General features: G+C 64.8%; 19 protein-coding genes, 2 tRNA genes and 1 other RNA gene. 14 read left to right on the forward strand and 8 right to left on the reverse strand.

Annotated features, from left to right (window positions below; translation table 11 throughout):
* The first annotated feature begins 502 nt into the window (after nucleotides 1-502).
* The 5 genes from ACKAE7_RS06400 (at nucleotide 503) to ACKAE7_RS06420 (ending at nucleotide 2,963) form a co-directional block, all read left to right on the forward strand.
* Nucleotides 503-922, forward strand: a complete 420-nt coding sequence (locus tag ACKAE7_RS06400; RefSeq protein ID WP_066276773.1) for a DUF3052 domain-containing protein — start codon at nucleotides 503-505, stop codon at nucleotides 920-922.
* Complete coding sequence (locus ACKAE7_RS06405; protein WP_408978734.1) at nucleotides 919-1,413, forward strand: peroxiredoxin; 495 nt, start codon at nucleotides 919-921, stop codon at nucleotides 1,411-1,413. The genes ACKAE7_RS06400 and ACKAE7_RS06405 overlap by 4 nt, the downstream gene beginning before the upstream one ends.
* A 6-nt stretch (nucleotides 1,414-1,419) precedes the next feature.
* Nucleotides 1,420-2,340, forward strand: a complete 921-nt coding sequence (locus ACKAE7_RS06410; RefSeq protein WP_188808607.1) for an NAD-dependent protein deacetylase — start codon at nucleotides 1,420-1,422, stop codon at nucleotides 2,338-2,340.
* 111 nt (nucleotides 2,341-2,451) lie between these two features.
* Nucleotides 2,452-2,527, forward strand: a tRNA-Val gene (locus tag ACKAE7_RS06415).
* Between the two features lie 145 nt (nucleotides 2,528-2,672).
* Complete coding sequence (locus ACKAE7_RS06420) at nucleotides 2,673-2,963, forward strand: hypothetical protein (RefSeq protein ID WP_188808608.1); 291 nt, start codon at nucleotides 2,673-2,675, stop codon at nucleotides 2,961-2,963.
* 216 nt (nucleotides 2,964-3,179) lie between these two features.
* Here ACKAE7_RS06420 and ACKAE7_RS06425 read toward each other — a convergent pair whose 3' ends face one another.
* Nucleotides 3,180-3,905: a FadR/GntR family transcriptional regulator gene (locus ACKAE7_RS06425; protein WP_104186114.1), complete on the reverse strand. Its 726-nt coding sequence runs from the start codon at nucleotides 3,903-3,905 to the stop codon at nucleotides 3,180-3,182.
* Nucleotides 3,906-4,105: 200 nt separating this feature from the next.
* Here ACKAE7_RS06425 and gndA point away from each other — a divergent pair, with 200 nt between their 5' ends.
* Nucleotides 4,106-5,542 carry an NADP-dependent phosphogluconate dehydrogenase gene (gene gndA / locus ACKAE7_RS06430; protein WP_408978735.1) on the forward strand — a complete coding sequence of 479 codons (1,437 nt, stop codon included), beginning with the start codon at nucleotides 4,106-4,108 and terminating at the stop codon, nucleotides 5,540-5,542.
* Between the two features lie 104 nt (nucleotides 5,543-5,646).
* Here gndA and epsC read toward each other — a convergent pair whose 3' ends face one another.
* The 3 genes from epsC to msrA all read right to left on the reverse strand — a co-directional run bounded on the left by epsC (nucleotide 5,647) and on the right by msrA (nucleotide 7,795).
* The gene (gene epsC, locus ACKAE7_RS06435; protein ID WP_104186112.1) at nucleotides 5,647-6,231 is read right to left on the reverse strand and encodes a serine O-acetyltransferase EpsC; all 585 of its coding nucleotides are present in this window, start codon (nucleotides 6,229-6,231) and stop codon (nucleotides 5,647-5,649) included.
* Nucleotides 6,232-6,270: 39 nt separating this feature from the next.
* Nucleotides 6,271-7,206, reverse strand: coding sequence for a cysteine synthase A (gene cysK / locus ACKAE7_RS06440; protein WP_104186137.1), 936 nt, complete (start codon nucleotides 7,204-7,206; stop codon nucleotides 6,271-6,273).
* Between the two features lie 64 nt (nucleotides 7,207-7,270).
* On the reverse strand, nucleotides 7,271-7,795 hold the full coding sequence (msrA, locus tag ACKAE7_RS06445) for a peptide-methionine (S)-S-oxide reductase MsrA (protein ID WP_066276756.1): 525 nt from the start codon (nucleotides 7,793-7,795) through the stop codon (nucleotides 7,271-7,273).
* A gap of 110 nt (nucleotides 7,796-7,905) precedes the next feature.
* On the opposite strand from msrA, the gene ACKAE7_RS06450 reads away from it, so the two are divergent.
* Both ACKAE7_RS06450 and ACKAE7_RS06455 read left to right on the forward strand, forming a co-directional pair.
* Nucleotides 7,906-8,850 (forward strand): Nif3-like dinuclear metal center hexameric protein, encoded by a 945-nt coding sequence (locus ACKAE7_RS06450; RefSeq protein ID WP_190612568.1) that lies wholly within the window; start codon nucleotides 7,906-7,908, stop codon nucleotides 8,848-8,850.
* Between the two features lie 112 nt (nucleotides 8,851-8,962).
* The gene (locus tag ACKAE7_RS06455) at nucleotides 8,963-9,700 is read left to right on the forward strand and encodes a zinc ribbon domain-containing protein (protein WP_188808610.1); all 738 of its coding nucleotides are present in this window, start codon (nucleotides 8,963-8,965) and stop codon (nucleotides 9,698-9,700) included.
* 3 nt (nucleotides 9,701-9,703) lie between these two features.
* Here the strand turns inward: ACKAE7_RS06455 and ACKAE7_RS06460 are convergent, their stop codons facing one another.
* A complete protein-coding gene (locus tag ACKAE7_RS06460; protein ID WP_408978736.1) occupies nucleotides 9,704-10,468 on the reverse strand; it encodes a YaaA family protein in 765 nt (254 codons plus the stop codon).
* 57 nt (nucleotides 10,469-10,525) lie between these two features.
* Between ACKAE7_RS06460 and rnpB the strand changes: the two genes are divergently transcribed.
* The 5 genes from rnpB (at nucleotide 10,526) to ACKAE7_RS06485 (ending at nucleotide 14,438) form a co-directional block, all read left to right on the forward strand.
* An RNA gene (rnpB, locus tag ACKAE7_RS06465) (RNase P RNA component class A) lies at nucleotides 10,526-10,917 on the forward strand.
* 45 nt (nucleotides 10,918-10,962) lie between these two features.
* Nucleotides 10,963-11,508: a TspO/MBR family protein gene (locus tag ACKAE7_RS06470; RefSeq protein WP_408978737.1), complete on the forward strand. Its 546-nt coding sequence runs from the start codon at nucleotides 10,963-10,965 to the stop codon at nucleotides 11,506-11,508.
* Nucleotides 11,509-11,763: 255 nt separating this feature from the next.
* On the forward strand, nucleotides 11,764-13,242 hold the full coding sequence (locus tag ACKAE7_RS06475; RefSeq protein WP_188729271.1) for a glyceraldehyde-3-phosphate dehydrogenase: 1,479 nt from the start codon (nucleotides 11,764-11,766) through the stop codon (nucleotides 13,240-13,242).
* A gap of 75 nt (nucleotides 13,243-13,317) precedes the next feature.
* Nucleotides 13,318-13,527 carry a hypothetical protein gene (locus tag ACKAE7_RS06480; protein WP_104186106.1) on the forward strand — a complete coding sequence of 70 codons (210 nt, stop codon included), beginning with the start codon at nucleotides 13,318-13,320 and terminating at the stop codon, nucleotides 13,525-13,527.
* Nucleotides 13,528-13,640: 113 nt separating this feature from the next.
* Nucleotides 13,641-14,438 carry an HNH endonuclease family protein gene (locus tag ACKAE7_RS06485; RefSeq protein ID WP_408978738.1) on the forward strand — a complete coding sequence of 266 codons (798 nt, stop codon included), beginning with the start codon at nucleotides 13,641-13,643 and terminating at the stop codon, nucleotides 14,436-14,438.
* Between the two features lie 112 nt (nucleotides 14,439-14,550).
* On the opposite strand, the gene ACKAE7_RS06490 is transcribed toward ACKAE7_RS06485, so the two are convergent.
* Nucleotides 14,551-15,249 carry a helix-turn-helix transcriptional regulator gene (locus ACKAE7_RS06490; RefSeq protein WP_408978739.1) on the reverse strand — a complete coding sequence of 233 codons (699 nt, stop codon included), beginning with the start codon at nucleotides 15,247-15,249 and terminating at the stop codon, nucleotides 14,551-14,553.
* A 73-nt stretch (nucleotides 15,250-15,322) separates the two neighbouring features.
* Between ACKAE7_RS06490 and ACKAE7_RS06495 the strand changes: the two genes are divergently transcribed.
* Nucleotides 15,323-16,063, forward strand: a complete 741-nt coding sequence (locus ACKAE7_RS06495) for an alpha/beta fold hydrolase (RefSeq protein ID WP_408978740.1) — start codon at nucleotides 15,323-15,325, stop codon at nucleotides 16,061-16,063.
* Nucleotides 16,064-16,168: 105 nt separating this feature from the next.
* On the opposite strand, the gene def is transcribed toward ACKAE7_RS06495, so the two are convergent.
* Both def and ACKAE7_RS06505 read right to left on the reverse strand, forming a co-directional pair.
* Nucleotides 16,169-16,741: a peptide deformylase gene (def, locus tag ACKAE7_RS06500; protein ID WP_188729278.1), complete on the reverse strand. Its 573-nt coding sequence runs from the start codon at nucleotides 16,739-16,741 to the stop codon at nucleotides 16,169-16,171.
* Nucleotides 16,742-16,870: 129 nt separating this feature from the next.
* Nucleotides 16,871-16,943, reverse strand: a tRNA-His gene (locus tag ACKAE7_RS06505).
* Nucleotides 16,944-17,028 lie beyond the last annotated feature (85 nt).

Raw genomic sequence — 17,028 nt, forward strand, 5'->3', positions numbered from 1 at the left:
TCTCTTCCGGATCACGATCAGGCAGCTGGTTAGTCAACCCGCTGAGGATATGGGAGGTATCTTCTCCTGCAGCCACGTCCAACCTCTCTTTGCGCGCATTGATGGCGCACTCAGGCCGGGCAGGGTGACCGCCCGGCGTACATACGCCGTGTGCGACGTATCGGTTACAACAGCCCGGTCATGTGTGCCGGGCAGGGTCCTAGCATTCCTACGTCTGCATTGGAGTTACAGGGTTGTTGCCCCGCAGGCATAGTTGTCACCTGCCACTCTAACTCTGTCCCCAACGCGATGCGTAGCCGCGGCTTGGGCGGCCCGGTTGTATTTCGCCGTCATACTGGTTGTGTGACGAAAAGCCGCTGTGCTGCGGGTTGGCGGAACCTGGTGTGACGCAGAATATGCCACCTCACGGGGGCGGCAGCTTGAAGCTCAGGCACAAAGGGTGTTGGCTGGGAGTAATGGAAATCACTATGCGCACCGCGCATAAAAGGCATTGGAGGTACACGTGAGCGAGGCCGACGCCGCCACTTCGGTAAATGTGGCGGAAAAATTGGGTTTCAAGAATGGGGATCTGATTCAGGAGTTCGGTTACGACGACGACGTCGATTTCGACTTGCGTGACGATATTGAGGACCTGACGGGTTCCGAGCTGCTGGACGAGGACGACCATGAAGTGGCGGACGCCGTCGTTTTCTGGTGGCGCGACGGCGACGGGGACCTGGTGGACAGCCTCATGGATTCGCTGACCACGCTGAGCGAAAACGGCGTCGTCTGGGTCCTGACACCCAAGTCCGGAAGGACTGGATACGTCTCCCCGGCGGACATCCAGGAAGCGGCGCCGACCGCCGGACTGCACGTGACGACGTCGGCAGGCGTGTCCAAGGACTGGAGCGCAACGCGGCTGGTGAGCAGGAAGAACAAGTGACGGCAGCGCTTGCCGCTGCCTCCGTTGCCGTCCCCGCCGTTGGCGCTCCGGCACCCGACTTTGAACTCGTCAATCAGTACGGCGAGCCGGTCAGGTTGTCCGCCTTGCGCGGCCAGAACGTGGTGCTGGTGTTCTATCCGTTTGCCTTCTCCGGCATCTGCACCGGCGAGCTCTGCGAAATCAGGGACAACCTGGCCCGGTTCGAAGACGGGAATGCCGTTGTCCTGGCGGTTTCCGTTGACAGTAAGTTCACCTTGCGCGCCTACGCCCAGCGGGAGGGGTATACCTTCGATTTGCTGGCGGACTTCTGGCCCCACGGCGCTGCAGCAAGCCTCTATGGTGTCTTCGACCCCGAGAGCGGAATGGCGCTGCGGGGCACGTTCATCATCGATGCCGGGGGAACCATCCGCTACACCGTGGTGAACCCGCGCGGACAAGCCCGGGACCTCGGCGAATACCGCAAGGCGCTGGCCGGGCTGGATAAGGCCTGACGGATTATGGCTGAGCAGCGGCATGGTGTGGGCCTCACGGGCTTTGCCAGCATGCCGCCGGTTCCTCCCGCCATGCCTTCCGCCGATGAGCTGGAGGTCCTGGTCCGCATCAGGGACCTGCTGGGAGGGGGCCGGTTCGCCCTCCTTACCGGTGCCGGCCTAAGCACCGACTCGGGCATTCCCGACTACCGTGGGCCGGGGTCGCCGCCGCGGACACCCATGACATACCAGGAGTTCGTCAAGGCGGCCGCGAACCGCCAGCGCTACTGGGCGAGAAACCACATCGGATGGTCACACCTCCGCCACGCTGATCCCAACCAGGGCCACCGTGCCGCTGCCGAACTGGAACGCCGTGGACACCTGACGGGCCTCATCACGCAGAACGTGGACCGGCTCCACCAGGACGCCGGCAGCGTCAATGTTGTGGACCTCCATGGCCGGTATGACCAGATAGTGTGCCTGGACTGCCGCCGGACCTACTCCCGCCGCCTGCTGGCAGGAATGCTGGAGGAATTGAATCCCGGCTTCCTTGACCGGGCGAAGGAATCAGGCCTGGTGGAAATGGCGCCGGATGCCGATTCAACCGTGGAGGACCAATCCCTGATCAGCAGCTTTGTTGTTGCTGTGTGCCCAGCCTGTGGAGGAACACTGAAACCGGACTTCGTGTACTTCGGGGAGAACGTGCCCAAGGACAGGGTTGAAACGTCGTACCGGATGGTCGACGACGCCGCGGCGCTGGTGGTCGCGGGCTCCTCCCTCACGGTGATGAGCGGCCTCCGGTTTGTCAGGCACGCGGCGAAGGACGGCAAACCGGTGGTCATCATCAACCGTGGGGCCACCCGCGGGGACGACAAGGCGACCGTCAAGCTTGAAGCTGGTGTCAGCGAATCGTTGACCTGGCTCGCCGCTGAGCTTCCGCCGGTATAGCCAGGCGGCGGAATGGGCAGGGCGGGTGCGCCGATTCGCACTTTATGCCCGGCGTCGGGTAGAGTCTATGTTCGTTGGTCAGGGCGCAGCAGCGTCTGATCCGGCAACCATGGGTCTTTAGCTCAGCTGGTAGAGCGCCACGTTTACACCGTGGATGTCATCGGTTCGATCCCGGTAGGACCCACCAACAAACCCCGCAGTCTCCGCCTTAAGGCGGAAGCTGCGGGGTTTTTTGTTGCCTCTTTACTACTGCCCCCTATACTGCTGCCCGGATTTCCCGTGCGGTGTCCCGGCCCGGCGTGAATGTCGGCCCCCTGCCATAGCTTGCAGGCATGGAACACGTGATTGTGAGGACAGGCACCGACGGCAGGCCGACGGCGGTGCTCAGCAGTGGCAGGGAATGGGCCGTGGGTGCCGAACCGGTGAGGTGGTTCGAACGGGTCAACTGGTGGGAGACGCGCCGCCGGATGCCCAAGGGGCTCAGCAGGGTGGACGTCGAGGTCCTCCAGCTTCAGGTCCGGCTGGGCAGGAACGCGGGGTCAGCCCTCACCACCATGCTCCTGGAAAGGGACGGGATGGGCGGGGGCTGGCGGCTGCGGGAGGCGGTTGCAGATGCGGCCTAGGGGAGGCCCGACGGCCGGAACAGGCCTTTCAGGGCAATGGAAAACCCTCCACCGCGACTATTGGGGGATGCCGCGGTGGAGGGCCTGAATTGAATATACCGTGAACTTACGGAAACAAAAAGCCGTTTCCTGCTGTGTCATGCACCAACTGCCGTGCGTCTGGAATGCCGCAGCGGTTCGATGCTCCGGCCGCGGACCGTGAACCGCGGGCCGGGGTCAGCGGTGCACGGGGATAAAAACCCGGGGCTGTTCCGTCCAGGTGTCTGACATCTGCGACATGGTCCGCCTCATGATCTTGTCGGAGGCCTCGCGGGCAGCGCCGGCGTCGCCCCGGGCAATTGCCTCCGCCACATCCACGTGCCACTGCAGTGCTGCCTCGTGCGGATGGTCGGGCATCAGCCCATGCACGGTCCGGCCCGTCAGGGTTTCGGCCACCTGGCCCATGAGGTTCGCAAACATCTCGTTCCCGGATCCGGAGAGCAGCAGCGAGTGGAACTGGATGTCCAGCTCAAGGAAGCGTGGCACTTCCCCCCTGTGGCCGGCGTCGCGCATTGCATGGGCAACATCCACCAGCTCCAGCCGCAGCGGCGCGGGGGCGTTCTGCGCGGCAAGTTCGGCAGCTGCCGGTTCCACGGCCGACCTCAGCTCGGCCAGGGACCGCAGCTGGGCACCGCGCGCCTTGCTGGCGAGCCGCCAGCGGATGACCTGCGGGTCAAAGGGGTTCCAGCGGCTCGGCGGCAGGACCCGGATTCCCACCCGCTTGGTGGTTTCCACCAGCCCAAGGGATTGCAGCACACGGACGGCCTCGCGGATCACCGAACGCGAAACCTTGAGCTCATCCTCAAGCTTTTCGGCAAGCATGATATGGCCGGCAGGAAGCTCGCCCGAGATGATGCGCGTGCCCAGGTTCTCAATGGCACGGTGGTGCAGGCTGCTGGTCATGCAGCTAAGCCTAGTGGGAACAGGTGGGTCGGGAAGCAGCCGTCCTTGACTGGCAGCGACACAAACTGTTCCATTACGTGGGCGTTACTTTCCTGTGACTTCATGAATATATATGCTTTATTCAGACCCTTGGTCTGCAACGGTCTTCCGAGCACCGGGAGCCACTGCACATCCATCGCACAGTACGAATTGGAGTTTTGATGTCTGCACACATCGGTGTCACCGGCCTCGCGGTGATGGGCGCCAACCTGGCCCGCAACCTGGCCCGCAACGGCTTCACAGTCGCCCTGCACAACCGCTCAGTCGAAAAGACGGACGCCCTGCTGGCAAAGCACGGTACGGATGGCGACTTCATCCGCACCGAAACCCTGCAGGAGCTGGTGGACTCCCTCGAGAAGCCGCGCCGGGTCCTCATCATGGTGAAGGCCGGCAAGCCGGTTGACTCCGTGATCGAGCAGCTTGAGCCCCTGCTGGAACCCGGCGACATCATCATCGACGCCGGAAACTCCCACTACGAGGACACCCGCCGCCGTGAGGCCGCCCTCGCCAAGAAGGACCTGCACTTCGTAGGCGTCGGCGTTTCCGGCGGCGAGGAAGGTGCCCTGAACGGACCCTCCATCATGCCCGGCGGTTCCAAGGAGTCCTACAAGGCCCTCGGCCCGCTGCTCGAGAAGATCTCCGCAAAGGTCGACGGCGAGCCCTGCTGCGCCTGGGTGGGCACCGACGGCGCCGGCCACTTCGTCAAGATGGTCCACAACGGCATCGAATACGCCGACATGCAGGTCATCGGCGAAGCCTTCGACCTGCTCCGTTCCGGTGCCGGCATCGAGCCCGCGGAGCAGGCCAAGATCTTCACCGACTGGAACAAGGGCGAGCTGTCCTCCTTCCTGATCGAAATCTCCGCCGAGGTCCTGGGCCACGTGGACGCCAGGACCGGCAAGCCGTTCGTGGACGTCGTGGTGGACGCCGCAGGCCAGAAGGGCACCGGCCGCTGGACCGTTATCTCGGCCCTGGAACTGGGTTCCCCGGTCTCCGGCATCGCCGAATCCGTGTTCGCCCGTGCACTGTCCTCCCAGGCCGGCCAGCGCAAGCTGGGCCAGGAACTGCTGGCAGGCCACGAGGCCGACGTCGAAATCCCGGAGACCTTCGTCGAGGACGTCCGCCAGGCGCTCTACGCCTCCAAGCTGGTTTCCTACGCCCAGGGCCTGGACATGCTCACCTCGGCAGCCAAGGAATACAACTGGGACCTGAAGCTGGACGAGATCGCCTCGCTGTGGCGGGCCGGCTGCATCATCCGCGCAGAACTGCTCAAGGACATCACCAAGGCCTACGCCGCTGAAGAGAAGCCCGCCAACCTGCTGTTCGCTCCGGCGTTCACGGACGCGATCGCCGGCGCCCTTCCCGCCTGGCGCCGCGTGGTGGCCACGGCTGTCCAGCTGGGAATCCCGGTTCCGGTCTTCTCCTCCTCACTGGCCTATTACGACGGACTGCGCCGCAAGCGCGTCGCCGCAGCCCTCATCCAGGGCCAGCGCGACCTCTTCGGCGCCCACACCTATGGCCGCGTCGATGCGGAAGGCACGTTCCACACCCTGTGGGGCGAGGACAAGTCCGAAATCGAAGCGGTGGACACCCACTAGGTTCCGCCTCAGGGCACAAAAGGCGGGCAGTTTCCGGTGATCCGGAAACTGCCCGCCTTTTCTTCTTGCTCTTGTTTTGCTGGACGGCCCAAGGGCCGGCCCCGTCAGATGCGGTATTCGATGTCGTATTCCGCCGGGTCAACCGCCGGCTTGGTTTCGCGCTGGGCGTCACGGTGGCGCCACTTCGCGGGGACGCCTGTGACGATCGATTCCGGCGGGGCGTCCTTGACCACCACGGCGTTGGCGCCCACGGCGCTGTCCCTGCCGATGGTGATGGGGCCCAGGATCTTTGCACCGGCGCCAATGGTCACGCGGTCGCCGATGGTGGGGTGGCGTTTGATCCGTGCGAGTGACCGGCCGCCCAGGGTGACGCCGTGGTAGATCATCACGTCCTCACCGATTTCCGCGGTTTCGCCGATGACCACGCCCATTCCGTGATCGATGAAGAAGCGGCGGCCGATGGTGGCCCCCGGATGGATCTCGATCCCGGTCAGGAAGCGGCCCAGCTGCGAGAGCAGCCGCGCCGGGAAACGCAGGGCCGGATTCTGCCACAGCCGGTGCGTCAGCCTGTGGATCCAGATGGCATGCAGCCCGGAGTATGCGAAAAAGTTCTCGAAAGAACCTCGAGCCGCCGGGTCGTGGGACCGGGCGGCGTCGAGGTCTTCCTTTAGTCTTGCGAAAAAGCCCACAGAGTTCTTTCTACAGGAAACGGGCGAAGAGCGGCCTGGTCAGCCGCGGATGTCGTCATAGAGCACGGTGGAGATGTAACGCTCACCGAAGTCGCAGACGATGGCGACGATCAGCTTGCCCGCGTTTTCGGGGCGCTTCGCCAGCTCCAGTGCGCCCCAGACGATCGCTCCGGAGGAGATGCCGCCAAGGATGCCTTCCTTGACGCCGAGCTCGCGGGCCACGCGAACGGAGTCCTCGAGGGTGGCGTCCAGGACCTCGTCATAGATGTTGGTGTCCAGGATTTCGGGCACGAAGTTGGCCCCGATGCCCTGGATCTTGTGCGGGCCGGGGGCGCCGCCGTTGAGGATTGCGGAGTCCTTGGGTTCGATCGCCACGATCTGGACGCCGGGCTTGCGCTCCTTCAGGACCTGGCCGACGCCGGTGACGGTTCCGCCGGTGCCCACGCCGGCAACGAAGATGTCCACGGCGCCGTCGGTGTCAGCCCAGATTTCCTCCGCCGTGGTGTTGCGGTGGATTTCAGGGTTGGCTTCGTTGGCGAACTGCTGGGCCCAGATGGAGTTTTCCGTGTTGGCCACGATTTCCTGGGCCTTCTCCACGGCGCCGCGCATTCCCTCTGAGCCGGGGGTCAGGACGATCTCGGCGCCGAAGGCGCGCAGCATGACGCGGCGCTCGGTGGACATGGTCTCCGGCATGGTCAGGATGACCTTGTAGCCGCGGGCCGCGCCCACCATGGCCAGGGCGATGCCGGTGTTTCCGGAGGTGCCTTCAACGATGGTCCCGCCCGGCTTCAGTGCACCGGACTTCTCCGCGGCGTCGACGATTGCCACACCGATACGGTCCTTGACGCTGTTGGCCGGGTTATAGAACTCGAGCTTGACGGCGACGGTTGCATCCAGCCCCTCGCTGAGCCGGTTGAGCTTGACCAGCGGGGTGCCGCCGACCAGCTGGGTCACATCGTCATAGATCCGTGCCATGTACGTACGCCTATCTCTGAGGGGTGGATACTGAGGTCAGCCTAACGAGGCCGCGTAACCGTGGCTAAGCGTTAAGCCATGCAGAGTAATATTTCCGGGCCTTGGCGAGCTTGGGGTTGATGATCACCTGGCAGTACCCCTGCTCGGGGTGCTTGGCGTAGTAGTTCTGGTGGAAGTCCTCCGCCACGTGGAAGCGGGGCAGCCGGCTGACCTCCGTGACGATCGGATGGGCCCACAGCGACTGGTTGCGGTCAATCGCTTCCTCGAAAAGTATCTTCTCCTCGGTGGTCTCGTAGAACATCGAGGAACGGTACTGGGTTCCCACGTCGTAGCCCTGGCGGTTCAGCGTTGTGGGATCGTGCAGGGCGAAGAACATGTCAAGGACCACCTCTTCCGGGATGATCTCCTCGTCGAACGTCACAGCCACCACCTCGGCGTGCCCGGTGGTGCCGTTGCACACGGAGTAATAGTCGGGGTTGGGATCGTGGCCGCCCGTGTAGCCGGACACCACAGCGCTGACACCCTTGGTCTTCTGGTAGACAGCGTCGAGGCACCAGAAGCAGCCTCCGCCTAAAACAAAAGTTTTCATGACCTCTTCAATGGTTGGGGGCGCCGGATGATTCCCTGTGCGCCGCGGGCGCCGCCCGTCGCCGTGCGGTGCGGAGGACGCGATGGGGTAAAACTAAGACTATGGAACCTGTGGACACCGACGTTACCGGCCCTGAAAATCACGACGGCGGGCCTCGCGGCGGCGAGGCTTCTTCCGGCAAAGAGGCGTCCGGTAAGGATGCGGCGGCCGGGCAGCCGCAGGTCCCCACTTTGGGCGAGATGCTCCTGGCCGTGGAGGAACTGTGGCCCGAGTCCCTGGCGGAGAACTGGGACGAGGTGGGGCTGGTGGCGGGGCACCCCTCGGCTCCTGTCACGAGGGTCATGTTTGCCGTGGACCCCACCCTGGAAGTCATCGAAGAAGCAGTTGAGTGGGGTGCCGAACTCCTGATCACCCACCATCCGCTGCTGCTGAAGGGTGTCACGTCAGTCGCTGCCACCACGCCCAAAGGCCGGGCCGTCCACCGGTTGATCGAGTCCGGCACAGCCCTGCTGACCGTCCACACCAACGGCGATTCCGCCGTCGGGGGCGTTTCCGATGTCCTGGCCGACGCCCTGGGCCTGCAGGACGCGGCCCCGCTCACGGTTGCGGCAAACGGACTGCCGGAAGAGGGCATCGGGCGGGTGGGGGACCTGCCGGAGGCCATGAGCCTGGGAGACTTTGCTGCCCGGGTGTTTGGCATCCTGCCCTCCGTGGCAGGGGGAGTGCGGGTGTCCGGCGACAAGGACGGCCTGGTACGGCGCATTGCCGTCTGCGGCGGCGCGGGTGACTCGCTCTTCAACGAGGTCAGGGCCAGCAACGCCGACGTCTACGTCACGGCGGACCTCCGCCACCATCCGGCGTCGGAAGCAAGGGAAGCCGCCCACAACGGCCGGCCCTACCTGATTGACGTTTCGCACTTCGCCAGCGAGTGGCTGTGGCTGCCGGCTGCGGCAGCCGCGCTGGGCAATGTCCTCGCCGACCAGGGCCATGACGTCGAAATCCAGGTCAGCACCACCAACAGCGATCCCTGGGACTTCATCCTCACTCCGGGCTAAGCCCGGCGCCGGTGGGGACACAGCGAGGCGGGGGAGCAGGGCAGGCGCTAGAGTCTAGGAAGCGCCGTCCAGGCGCCCGGCTCCGGCCGGAAGGGATCAAGCGGAGGTTACAGTGGCGAAGGCAGCACCGGCGGAACAGTTGAAGTTGCTTGGACTGCAGGGGCTGGATGCCAAGCTGAAGTCGCTTGCCAACCGCCGCCGCGCGCTGGAAACCGATCCGCGCATCAAGGACCTCGAAGCCGCCCTTTCCGTCGCCAACGGTGAGCTGGGCGCCGCGAAAGTGGCTGTCCACGACGCCGAAGCCGAACTCAGGCGCGCCGAGGCGGACGTGGAGCAGGTTGCCTCGCGCATCCAGCGGGACGAGGCACGGCTGAACAGCGGCACGGGTCTGTCCAAGGACCTGGTGGCCCTCCAGAAGGACATCGCCTCGCTCAACAAGCGGCGCTCGGACCTGGAGGACATTGAACTCGAGGTGATGGAGCGCCTTGATTCCCTGCGGGCCACCCAGGCCCGGCAGCAGGGGATTGTGGACGACATCCAGGGATCGTTCGGCACCATCCGCGCCGAGCTGGACGCGGAACTGGCCGCTGTGGAAGCGGAAGCGGGTGGCTTCCGCGCGCAGCGCTCCGAATTCGCCGCGGGCCTCGATGCGGGCCTGCTGGCCGTCTATGAAAAGACGCTGGCCAGGCGCGGAGTGGGCGCCGCCAGGCTGTTCCATGGCACGTCCGAGGCGTCCGGCATGAAGTTGAGCCCCGGCGACCTTGCCGAGGTCAAGGCCGCAGCTGCCGACGACATCGTCTTCTGCCCGGACTCCGGCGCCATCCTGGTCCGCTCGGAGGAGTGGGCCTGACTCTCAGCCCGGCAGGATGATGTTCAGGGCGTGCGGCTTCCGGGCTGAACCCTCAACCAGTTCCGCGGCCCACACTTCCCGCGTTGCCTTTAGGAGTTCCGACGGCGTTGCCGGGGCCTTCCCTCGCCGCACCAGCAGGTGCCGGGCCAGTTCGCCCCGGGTGTGCTTGGCGAAGTGGCTCACCACCTTGCGGACCCCGTTCACTTCGGTGAAAACGTTGACGGACACGGTCTGGGCAGCGGGCGGCGCCCACGCCGCCGCATAGGTGCTTGAGCGGCAGTCCACCAGCAATTGCCCCTCCACCGCTCCGGCAAGGGCATCGGTGAGCTGCGGCTTCCAGAACGAGGCGAGGCGGCCGACGTCGGGCAGTGCAGTACCCATGGACAGCCGGTAGGCAGGCACGCTGTCACCAAAACGGATCACACCCCAGAGCGCGGAAACCACCAGCACGGACGCGTCCGCCTTGCGGCGCTGCGCAGCCGTGAGGGTTTTGTAGCCCAGGGCGTCATAAAGCACCCCCGAATAGATCCGGTGGGCGGGCGCCGCCGGTTCGGCATGAAGCCGCGTGTTGCGGCGGACGTCGTCCTTGAGCGATGCGCCCACACCCAGCAGCGCGAGGGCGTCCGCGTGTGCGCTCACCGTTCCCAGCGCATCCAGCACTTTGGCGCGGCAGGCGTTCAACTCGGGGAAGCTCAGGGACGGCCAGTCGACGGCGGATCCGCGGACGGCGGGTGTCTTGCCTTCGGAAGGGGGAAGCAGAATCAGCACCGTCCGATCCTACCGGCGGCGGGAAAGGGCAAGCCCACCGGTAGACTGGAGTTTGGATGGGTTGACCAGGCGGCCGCGCGTCACGCAAGTGGCTCGAGGAACGTCCGGGCTCCGCAGGGCAGGGTGGTGGGTAACGCCCACTCGGGGTAACCCGCAGGCCAGTGCCACAGAGAACAGACCGCCTGGGTCGCGCCGGTTTGAAAGCGGCACGAACCAGGTAAGGGTGAAACGGTGGTGTAAGAGACCACCAGCTTCCCGGGTGACCGGGAAGGCTAGGTAAACCCCACCCGGAGCAAGGCCAGACAGGACACGTTTGAGGGCTGCCCGCCCGAGTGTCCGGGTAGGCCGCTGGAGGGCGCCGGCAACGGCGTTCGTAGATGGATGGCCGCTACTCCCGCGCCGGTAACGGAACGGGAGCACAGAACCCGGCGTATCGGTCAACCCATCCATCCACACTGGTTTGACCTTGGACGATGTGTTGGGGATCCTGAACCGTGCCCGCAAATCATGACCCGCAAGTCAGCCCCGGCGCTGCTCGTCCGCAGCAAGTCCCCGGACGCAGCCAACAGGCTGTTGCCCTGGCCGGCTTCTTTTCGCTCTCCCTGGCTGCATGGGCCGCGGCGTCGGTCCCCATCATCCTGCATTCCAGCGGCTGGTTCGCGGGGTCGGTCAAAGCCCCCTGGATGCCGCCCGGCTGGATGTTCAGGAGCATGTGGATGCTGCTGTACGCCGCGGTTGCGGTGGCCGCCTGGCTGGTCTGGCGCAAGGGAGCCCTCACCGGAGGCACGCTGGCGGGCTACCTCACCCAGTTGGTGCTCAACGCCGCATGGCCGCTGGCCTTTTTCGGACTCTTTCCCGTGTTTGGCGGTGCGTCCCTCTGGGCGGCTTTCCTGATGATCGCCGCCCTTGGCACCTCGGTTGCCTTCCTCATCCTGCGCTTCGGTCCGGTCAGCCCCGCAGCAGGCCTGTTGATGCTGCCCTACCTGTCCTGGGTGGTTTTCTCCTCCAGCCTCAATCTCTATTCGGCCCTCCACAACTGATGTCCTGGCGCAACGGCTTTACCTGTGAGTGATTTCACTCGGTCAGGGCCGAATTACGGACGCCAGCCAATTTAGAATGGATGCGGACGCAGGAGTTCTCCCGCCGGAGTTGCGTTCGCAGCCGGCGGTTTTTCTTTGCGTGTGATCCAGGCGCCCGGGGGCCGACCCCCGCGGGCGCAGGCGCCCCTGCACGACATGTGGTGGCCGACAACCGTGTACGAGGACGTACACGGCTGAACCGAGGAAGGTATTTCTGTGAGCCAGACGTCAGATTCTTGTCTTGATACGTGGATGGGCCGCGAGGCCCTCGCCGAGGCCATGATCCCGGTGATCGGCCGGCTGTACCGCGAAAACAACGTGGTCACCAGCATCCACGGCCGGAGTTTGATCAACAAGTCCACCATGAACATCCTCAAGGCGCACCGCTTTGCGCGCCGCATGAGCAAGGACGAACTGCTGCTGGAGGAGACCGCTCCGCTCCTGAACACCCTGGCCAACCTGGAGCTCGGCGCGGCAGCGATCGACATTGCACGGCTGAACCAGAAGTTCAAGGAAGAGGGCAACGGCGCCACCCTTGAAGAATTCCTCCGCGCGGAACTGGCCGACGTCGTCGGCAAGCGCGGCGGCGATGACCGCACCAGCACCGATGTGGTGCTTTACGGCTTCGGCCGGATCGGCCGGCTCCTGGCCCGCCTCCTGATCGAAAAGGCCGGCGGCGGCCACGGCCTCCGGCTTCGCGCCATCGTTGTGCGCAAGGGCTCGGACAACGATCTCTCCAAGCGGGCCAGCCTGCTGCGCCGCGACTCCGTGCACGGTTCCTTTGAAGGCACCATCCGGATTGACGAGGAAGCCAACACCATCACGGCCAACGGCGTCCAGGTGCAGGTCATTTACTCGGACAACCCGGCCACCATCGACTACACCGCCTACGGCATCAGCAACGCCCTGGTGGTGGACAACACCGGACGCTGGCGTGACGCGGAAGGCCTCTCCCAGCACCTGCAGAGCAAGGGCGTTGCGCGGGTGCTCCTGACTGCCCCCGGCAAGGGCGACCTGAAGAACATCGTGCACGGCATCAACCAGGGCACCATCGAGGATACGGACAAGATTGTGTCCGCAGCGTCCTGCACCACCAACGCCATCACGCCGGTGCTCAAGGCCATCAACGACAAATTCGGCGTGGTCCACGGGCACGTGGAGACCGTCCACTCCTTCACCAATGACCAGAACCTGATCGACAACTTCCACAAGGGCGACCGCCGCGGCCGGTCGGCGGCACTGAACATGGTGATCACGGAGACCGGCGCCGCCAAGGCCGTGGCCAAGGCCCTCCCCGAACTGCTTGGCAAGCTGACCGGCAGCTCCATCCGCGTCCCCACCCCGGACGTGTCCCTGGCCATCCTGAACCTGAGCCTGGAGAACGGGACCACCAAGGACGAGGTCAACAACTACCTGCGGGAGATGTCCCTGCACTCGGACCTGCGCAAGCAGATCGACTACATCGACTCACCCGAAGTGGTGTCCACCGACTTCGTCGGTTCCCGCCGCGCGGGCATTGTTGACGGCCTGGCCACGATCTCCAACGAGAAGAACCTGGTGCTCTACGTCTGGTACGACAACGAGTTCGGTTACAGCTGCCAGGTGGTCCGCGTCATGGAGGAGATGGCCGGCGTGAACCCGCCGTCGTTCCCGGCCAAGGAAACTGCAGCCGCCCTCGCAGCCATCGCCGTTTAGGTTTCCGGCCAGGGTCTCCCGATTTCCCGGCTGATGATGCTGGAATCAGCCGGGAAACGGGACCACACTGGTGGAATGGAAAATGATTCGACGCTCCAGCACGAAACAACCCTTGAGCACGCCCTCGACATCGCCAAAGCCAACCACAAGGAGGCTGTCCGGCTGCTTGAGGGCGCCCGCGCCGCCCACAAAACGGGCGACGTCGGAGAGGACCGGGTGCGCCAGCTCGAAGGGCTGCTGGCTATTGCCGAGGAAGACCTCCGAAGAGTGATGCGGGAGCAGTAACCCCGCCGGTGTAACCTTCCACTTTCCCTCCACACTGTGGATATCAGCGGGGGTGCCGGAGGGGTGTCCTAGGCTCGTCTGGTGCATGAGAGTACGGCAAGGCCAGGAACCCCATGACCGTGAGCTGGTCTTCCTATCGGCGGGCGAGACGGCGTTCACGCCAGGCGTGGGGAATCCTGGCGGCAGCTGCAATAGCGGCCATGGTGGCCCTGTCCTGGTTCTTCACCGCCGGACAGTTTGCCGCAGCGGAGCCTGCGGTTTCCGGCCCCACTGAAGCTCCTGTCTTTGAGCCCGCGTGGATGAAACCTGTTAAGCCTGTGCACCCGGTGCCCGCAGGTTCTGCCCTCGCCGCACTGGACGGGCTGGCCGTCAAGGGACGCGCCGCCGCGTCGGACTACAGCCGGGATGCCTTTGGCCAGGCCTGGCAGGACGTGGACCGGAACGGCTGCGATACCCGCAATGACATCCTGCGCCGCGACCTCACCGACGTAGTGCTGACGGACGGCTCCGGATGCCGGGTGGCAGCCGGTACGTTCCATGAGCCCTACACCGGGCAGTTCGTGGACTTCCGCCGCGGCTCAGACAGCAGCCGGGCGGTCCAGATAGACCATGTGGTTGCCCTCGGTGACGCCTGGCAGAAAGGCGCACAGTCGCTGACGGCGGGGGAGCGCCAGAACCTCGCCAACGATCCACTGAACCTCATTGCCGCAGATGGTCCTGCCAACCAGAAGAAGGGCGCCGGTGACGCCGCCACCTGGCTTCCCAAAAACACGTCGATCCGCTGCCACTATGTGGCCCGCCAGGTTTCGGTGAAGGCCGCCTACGGCCTGTGGGTCACCGAAGCGGAGAAGGACGCCATGAAGCGCGTCCTGGGTTCCTGCCCCGGCCAGCAGACGGTTGCCGCCCGCTGAGCCGGAACCCGGCTGTACCGCGTTCGACGTCACCCGTGGCTGCCGATCGGACCGGGTATTCAGGCAACGGCCGCCGTCGGGCCCTGTTGTCCTGACGAGGTGCTTGAGCTGCTCATTCGCCCCGACCGTGCACCGGCCTGGCGTTTGCTGGTGGTTCTCCGACCTCGTGGATGGCGTGGCCGCCGCAACCCGTCTTGGTGACGCTGGCTCGCTCGATGCCAGAGACGGTGAACCATCGCATCGCGTTGCGCAATCGGCACCACCCAACCAGGTACCACTGGCCGTTGGTGGAGGCGAACAGCACCGGCTCAACGTCGCGGGTGGTCGAGGTCCCGTCTCTCGATGTGTAACGAATGCGGATCACCCGCTGCTCGGCCATCGCCTCTTCCAGTGCCGACTTGATTGCGCGCGAAGAGGCGGGAAGCGCGTTGACCCAGACGCGGTGGGCCAGCTCGTCGCCCCGCGCCCGGGTTTTGGGATCGAGGACGTCCAGGATCTTTTGGACGCCTGCTGCTGCCAGATCGGCGTAGGGGGCATCGGGTGCAGCGGCCACGGCTGCCATGAGCGCCACGGCCTGCGCAGGGGACAGGCTGACAGGCGGCAAAGACCCGCCTGCAGCCAATCCGTAGCCACCGCCCGGACCAGGGCGGGACCATATAGGCGCGCCGCTGTTGTCCAACGCATCGAGGTCTCTCTTGATTGTGCGCACAGATACCTCAAATTCTCCCGCCAACCGTTCGGCGGAAACCCCGCGCGTGCCGCTGCGGCGCAACATCTCGGATAGAGCATGGAGCCTTTCGACTCGCTTCACAGTTCAAGCCCCGGCGAATTCATGACATAAATAGTGACATACCCTTGTCCGTGGCGCCTGCGAGGGTATTGACATGACAACTACTGCAAGCAGTCCGATCATTATTCTCATTGCCGGCCACTGGCTGGGCGCTTGGGCATGGGACGAAGTGCTTGAACACCTGACAACCGACCACTCCCGTGCAACCGCGATGACACTGCCCGGTCTCGACGTGGACGATCCCGAGCGTGCGGCGAGGACTCTCGACGATCAAGCCGCAGCGGTCCTGGACGTCATCACCCAACTCGGGGCCTCCGGGGATCAGCCCGCAACCCTCGTCGCTCACAGCGGGGCGAACGCGCCCGTCAGCCTCGTCCTTGACCGACACCCTGAGCTGGTCCAGCGAGTGGTCTGGGTGGACTCCGGCCCTGTGGTGACGGGAAGCGCCTTCGGCCCAGGCATCCCGGAGGGGTTGGAGGAGCTTCCGCTGCCGTCCCTCGACGTCCTCGCGCAGCAGGCGAGCCTCGAGGGCCTGAGCGCAGAGGTCCTCGAGCGTTTTCGGGCCCGGGCCGTCCCTGAGCCCGGCACCGTGCTTCGTCAGCCCGTCGTGCTCACGAACGATGCCCGCCGCAAGGTCCGGACCACACTCGTGTGCTGCTCGATCCCAAGCGCGCAGGTGCTGGAGTTGGCCCGCGCAGGCCATGCCATCTTTGCCGAAGTCGCGAACATCGAGCACCTCGACGTCATTGACCTCCCGACGGGGCATTGGCCTATGTGGAGCCGTCCCCGCGACCTCGCCAAGGCCATTCAGTCAGCGGCTTCCCGAACCAACTGAACTGCGCACTGCCGCCTGATTCCAGGGCTCGTGGCTCACGGTCAACACTATGGGTCGGGCGATACCGGGCAGGCCAGCCGATGCAAACGTGTCCGGTCATTACACCTAGTGGCCGAACGGGTCCGGATCCACGCCGGGCATCCACGTCAGGCCGGGAACACCCCAGCCGTTCTTCTTAGCCAGCTTCATGGCCTTGCGCTTGTAACGGTCCATGAGCCGGTTCACGTATAGCTTGCCGTCCAGGTGGTCATATTCGTGCTGGATCACGCGGGCAAACCAGCCCGTGGCCTCGAACTTGACCGGCTGGCCGAACCCGTCGAAACCTTCAACACGCGCCCATTCGGCGCGCTTGAGCGGGTATTGTCCGCTGGGAAAGGACAGGCACCCTTCTTCTTCCTCGTCAGGATCCGGAACAGCGCCGGAAATCTTTGACAGCGTCAGGACGGGGTTGACCACCACGCCGCTGGGAGGAGCGTCGTCGTCGTTGGCGTACTTGTACACGAAGATTCTTTTGCCAACCCCTACCTGGGGCGCCGCCAGGCCCACGCCGTTGGCGGCGTCATTCGTTTCGAACATGTCCGCTATCAGGGTGCGCAGTTCGTCGTCAAATACTTCCACCTCGGAAGCCCGGCGGTGCAGTACGGGTTCTCCCCAGATGGTGATTGGCAGAACGGTCATCTTCAGGTGGTCCTTCGGCGGTGTTTCGTGCAAAAAGAGAGTGTGCACAGCAGTCAAAAAAATAAGGAGGCCGCACCGGATATCCGGTGCGGCCTCCTTGGAGGACGGCTGCACATACCGTCCCGTGAGGGTGAGCTACGGGGGTTGAACCCGCGACCTCCTGGACCACAACCAGGCGCTCTGCCAACTGAGCTAAGCCCACCATGTACCTGCAGATTTACCGGCGGACCGGCCCTCTGGAAAGGCAACTCATATAGCTTACCTGCTCTTCAGGGGTGCTTTGTCCA

Origin of the sequence: Pseudarthrobacter sp. NKDBFgelt (genome assembly GCF_046097905.1) — a bacterium.
Taxonomy (GTDB): domain Bacteria; phylum Actinomycetota; class Actinomycetes; order Actinomycetales; family Micrococcaceae; genus Arthrobacter; species Arthrobacter polychromogenes.

Bases quoted from the DNA above. Each gene is read 5' to 3' on its own strand.
- ACKAE7_RS06480 (WP_104186106.1), top strand. From the start codon at position 13,318: ATGGAAAATGATTCGACGCTCCAGCACGAAACAACCCTTGAGCACGCC.
- gndA (WP_408978735.1), top strand. From the start codon at position 4,106: ATGTCTGCACACATCGGTGTCACCGGCCTCGCGGTGATGGGCGCCAAC.
- ACKAE7_RS06410 (WP_188808607.1), top strand. From the start codon at position 1,420: ATGGCTGAGCAGCGGCATGGTGTGGGCCTCACGGGCTTTGCCAGCATG.
- ACKAE7_RS06485 (WP_408978738.1), top strand. From the start codon at position 13,641: ATGACCGTGAGCTGGTCTTCCTATCGGCGGGCGAGACGGCGTTCACGC.
- cysK (WP_104186137.1), bottom strand. From the start codon at position 7,206: ATGGCACGGATCTATGACGATGTGACCCAGCTGGTCGGCGGCACCCCG.
- ACKAE7_RS06420 (WP_188808608.1), top strand. From the start codon at position 2,673: ATGGAACACGTGATTGTGAGGACAGGCACCGACGGCAGGCCGACGGCG.
- ACKAE7_RS06425 (WP_104186114.1), bottom strand. From the start codon at position 3,905: ATGACCAGCAGCCTGCACCACCGTGCCATTGAGAACCTGGGCACGCGC.
- ACKAE7_RS06495 (WP_408978740.1), top strand. From the start codon at position 15,323: ATGACAACTACTGCAAGCAGTCCGATCATTATTCTCATTGCCGGCCAC.
- msrA (WP_066276756.1), bottom strand. From the start codon at position 7,795: ATGAAAACTTTTGTTTTAGGCGGAGGCTGCTTCTGGTGCCTCGACGCT.
- def (WP_188729278.1), bottom strand. From the start codon at position 16,741: ATGACCGTTCTGCCAATCACCATCTGGGGAGAACCCGTACTGCACCGC.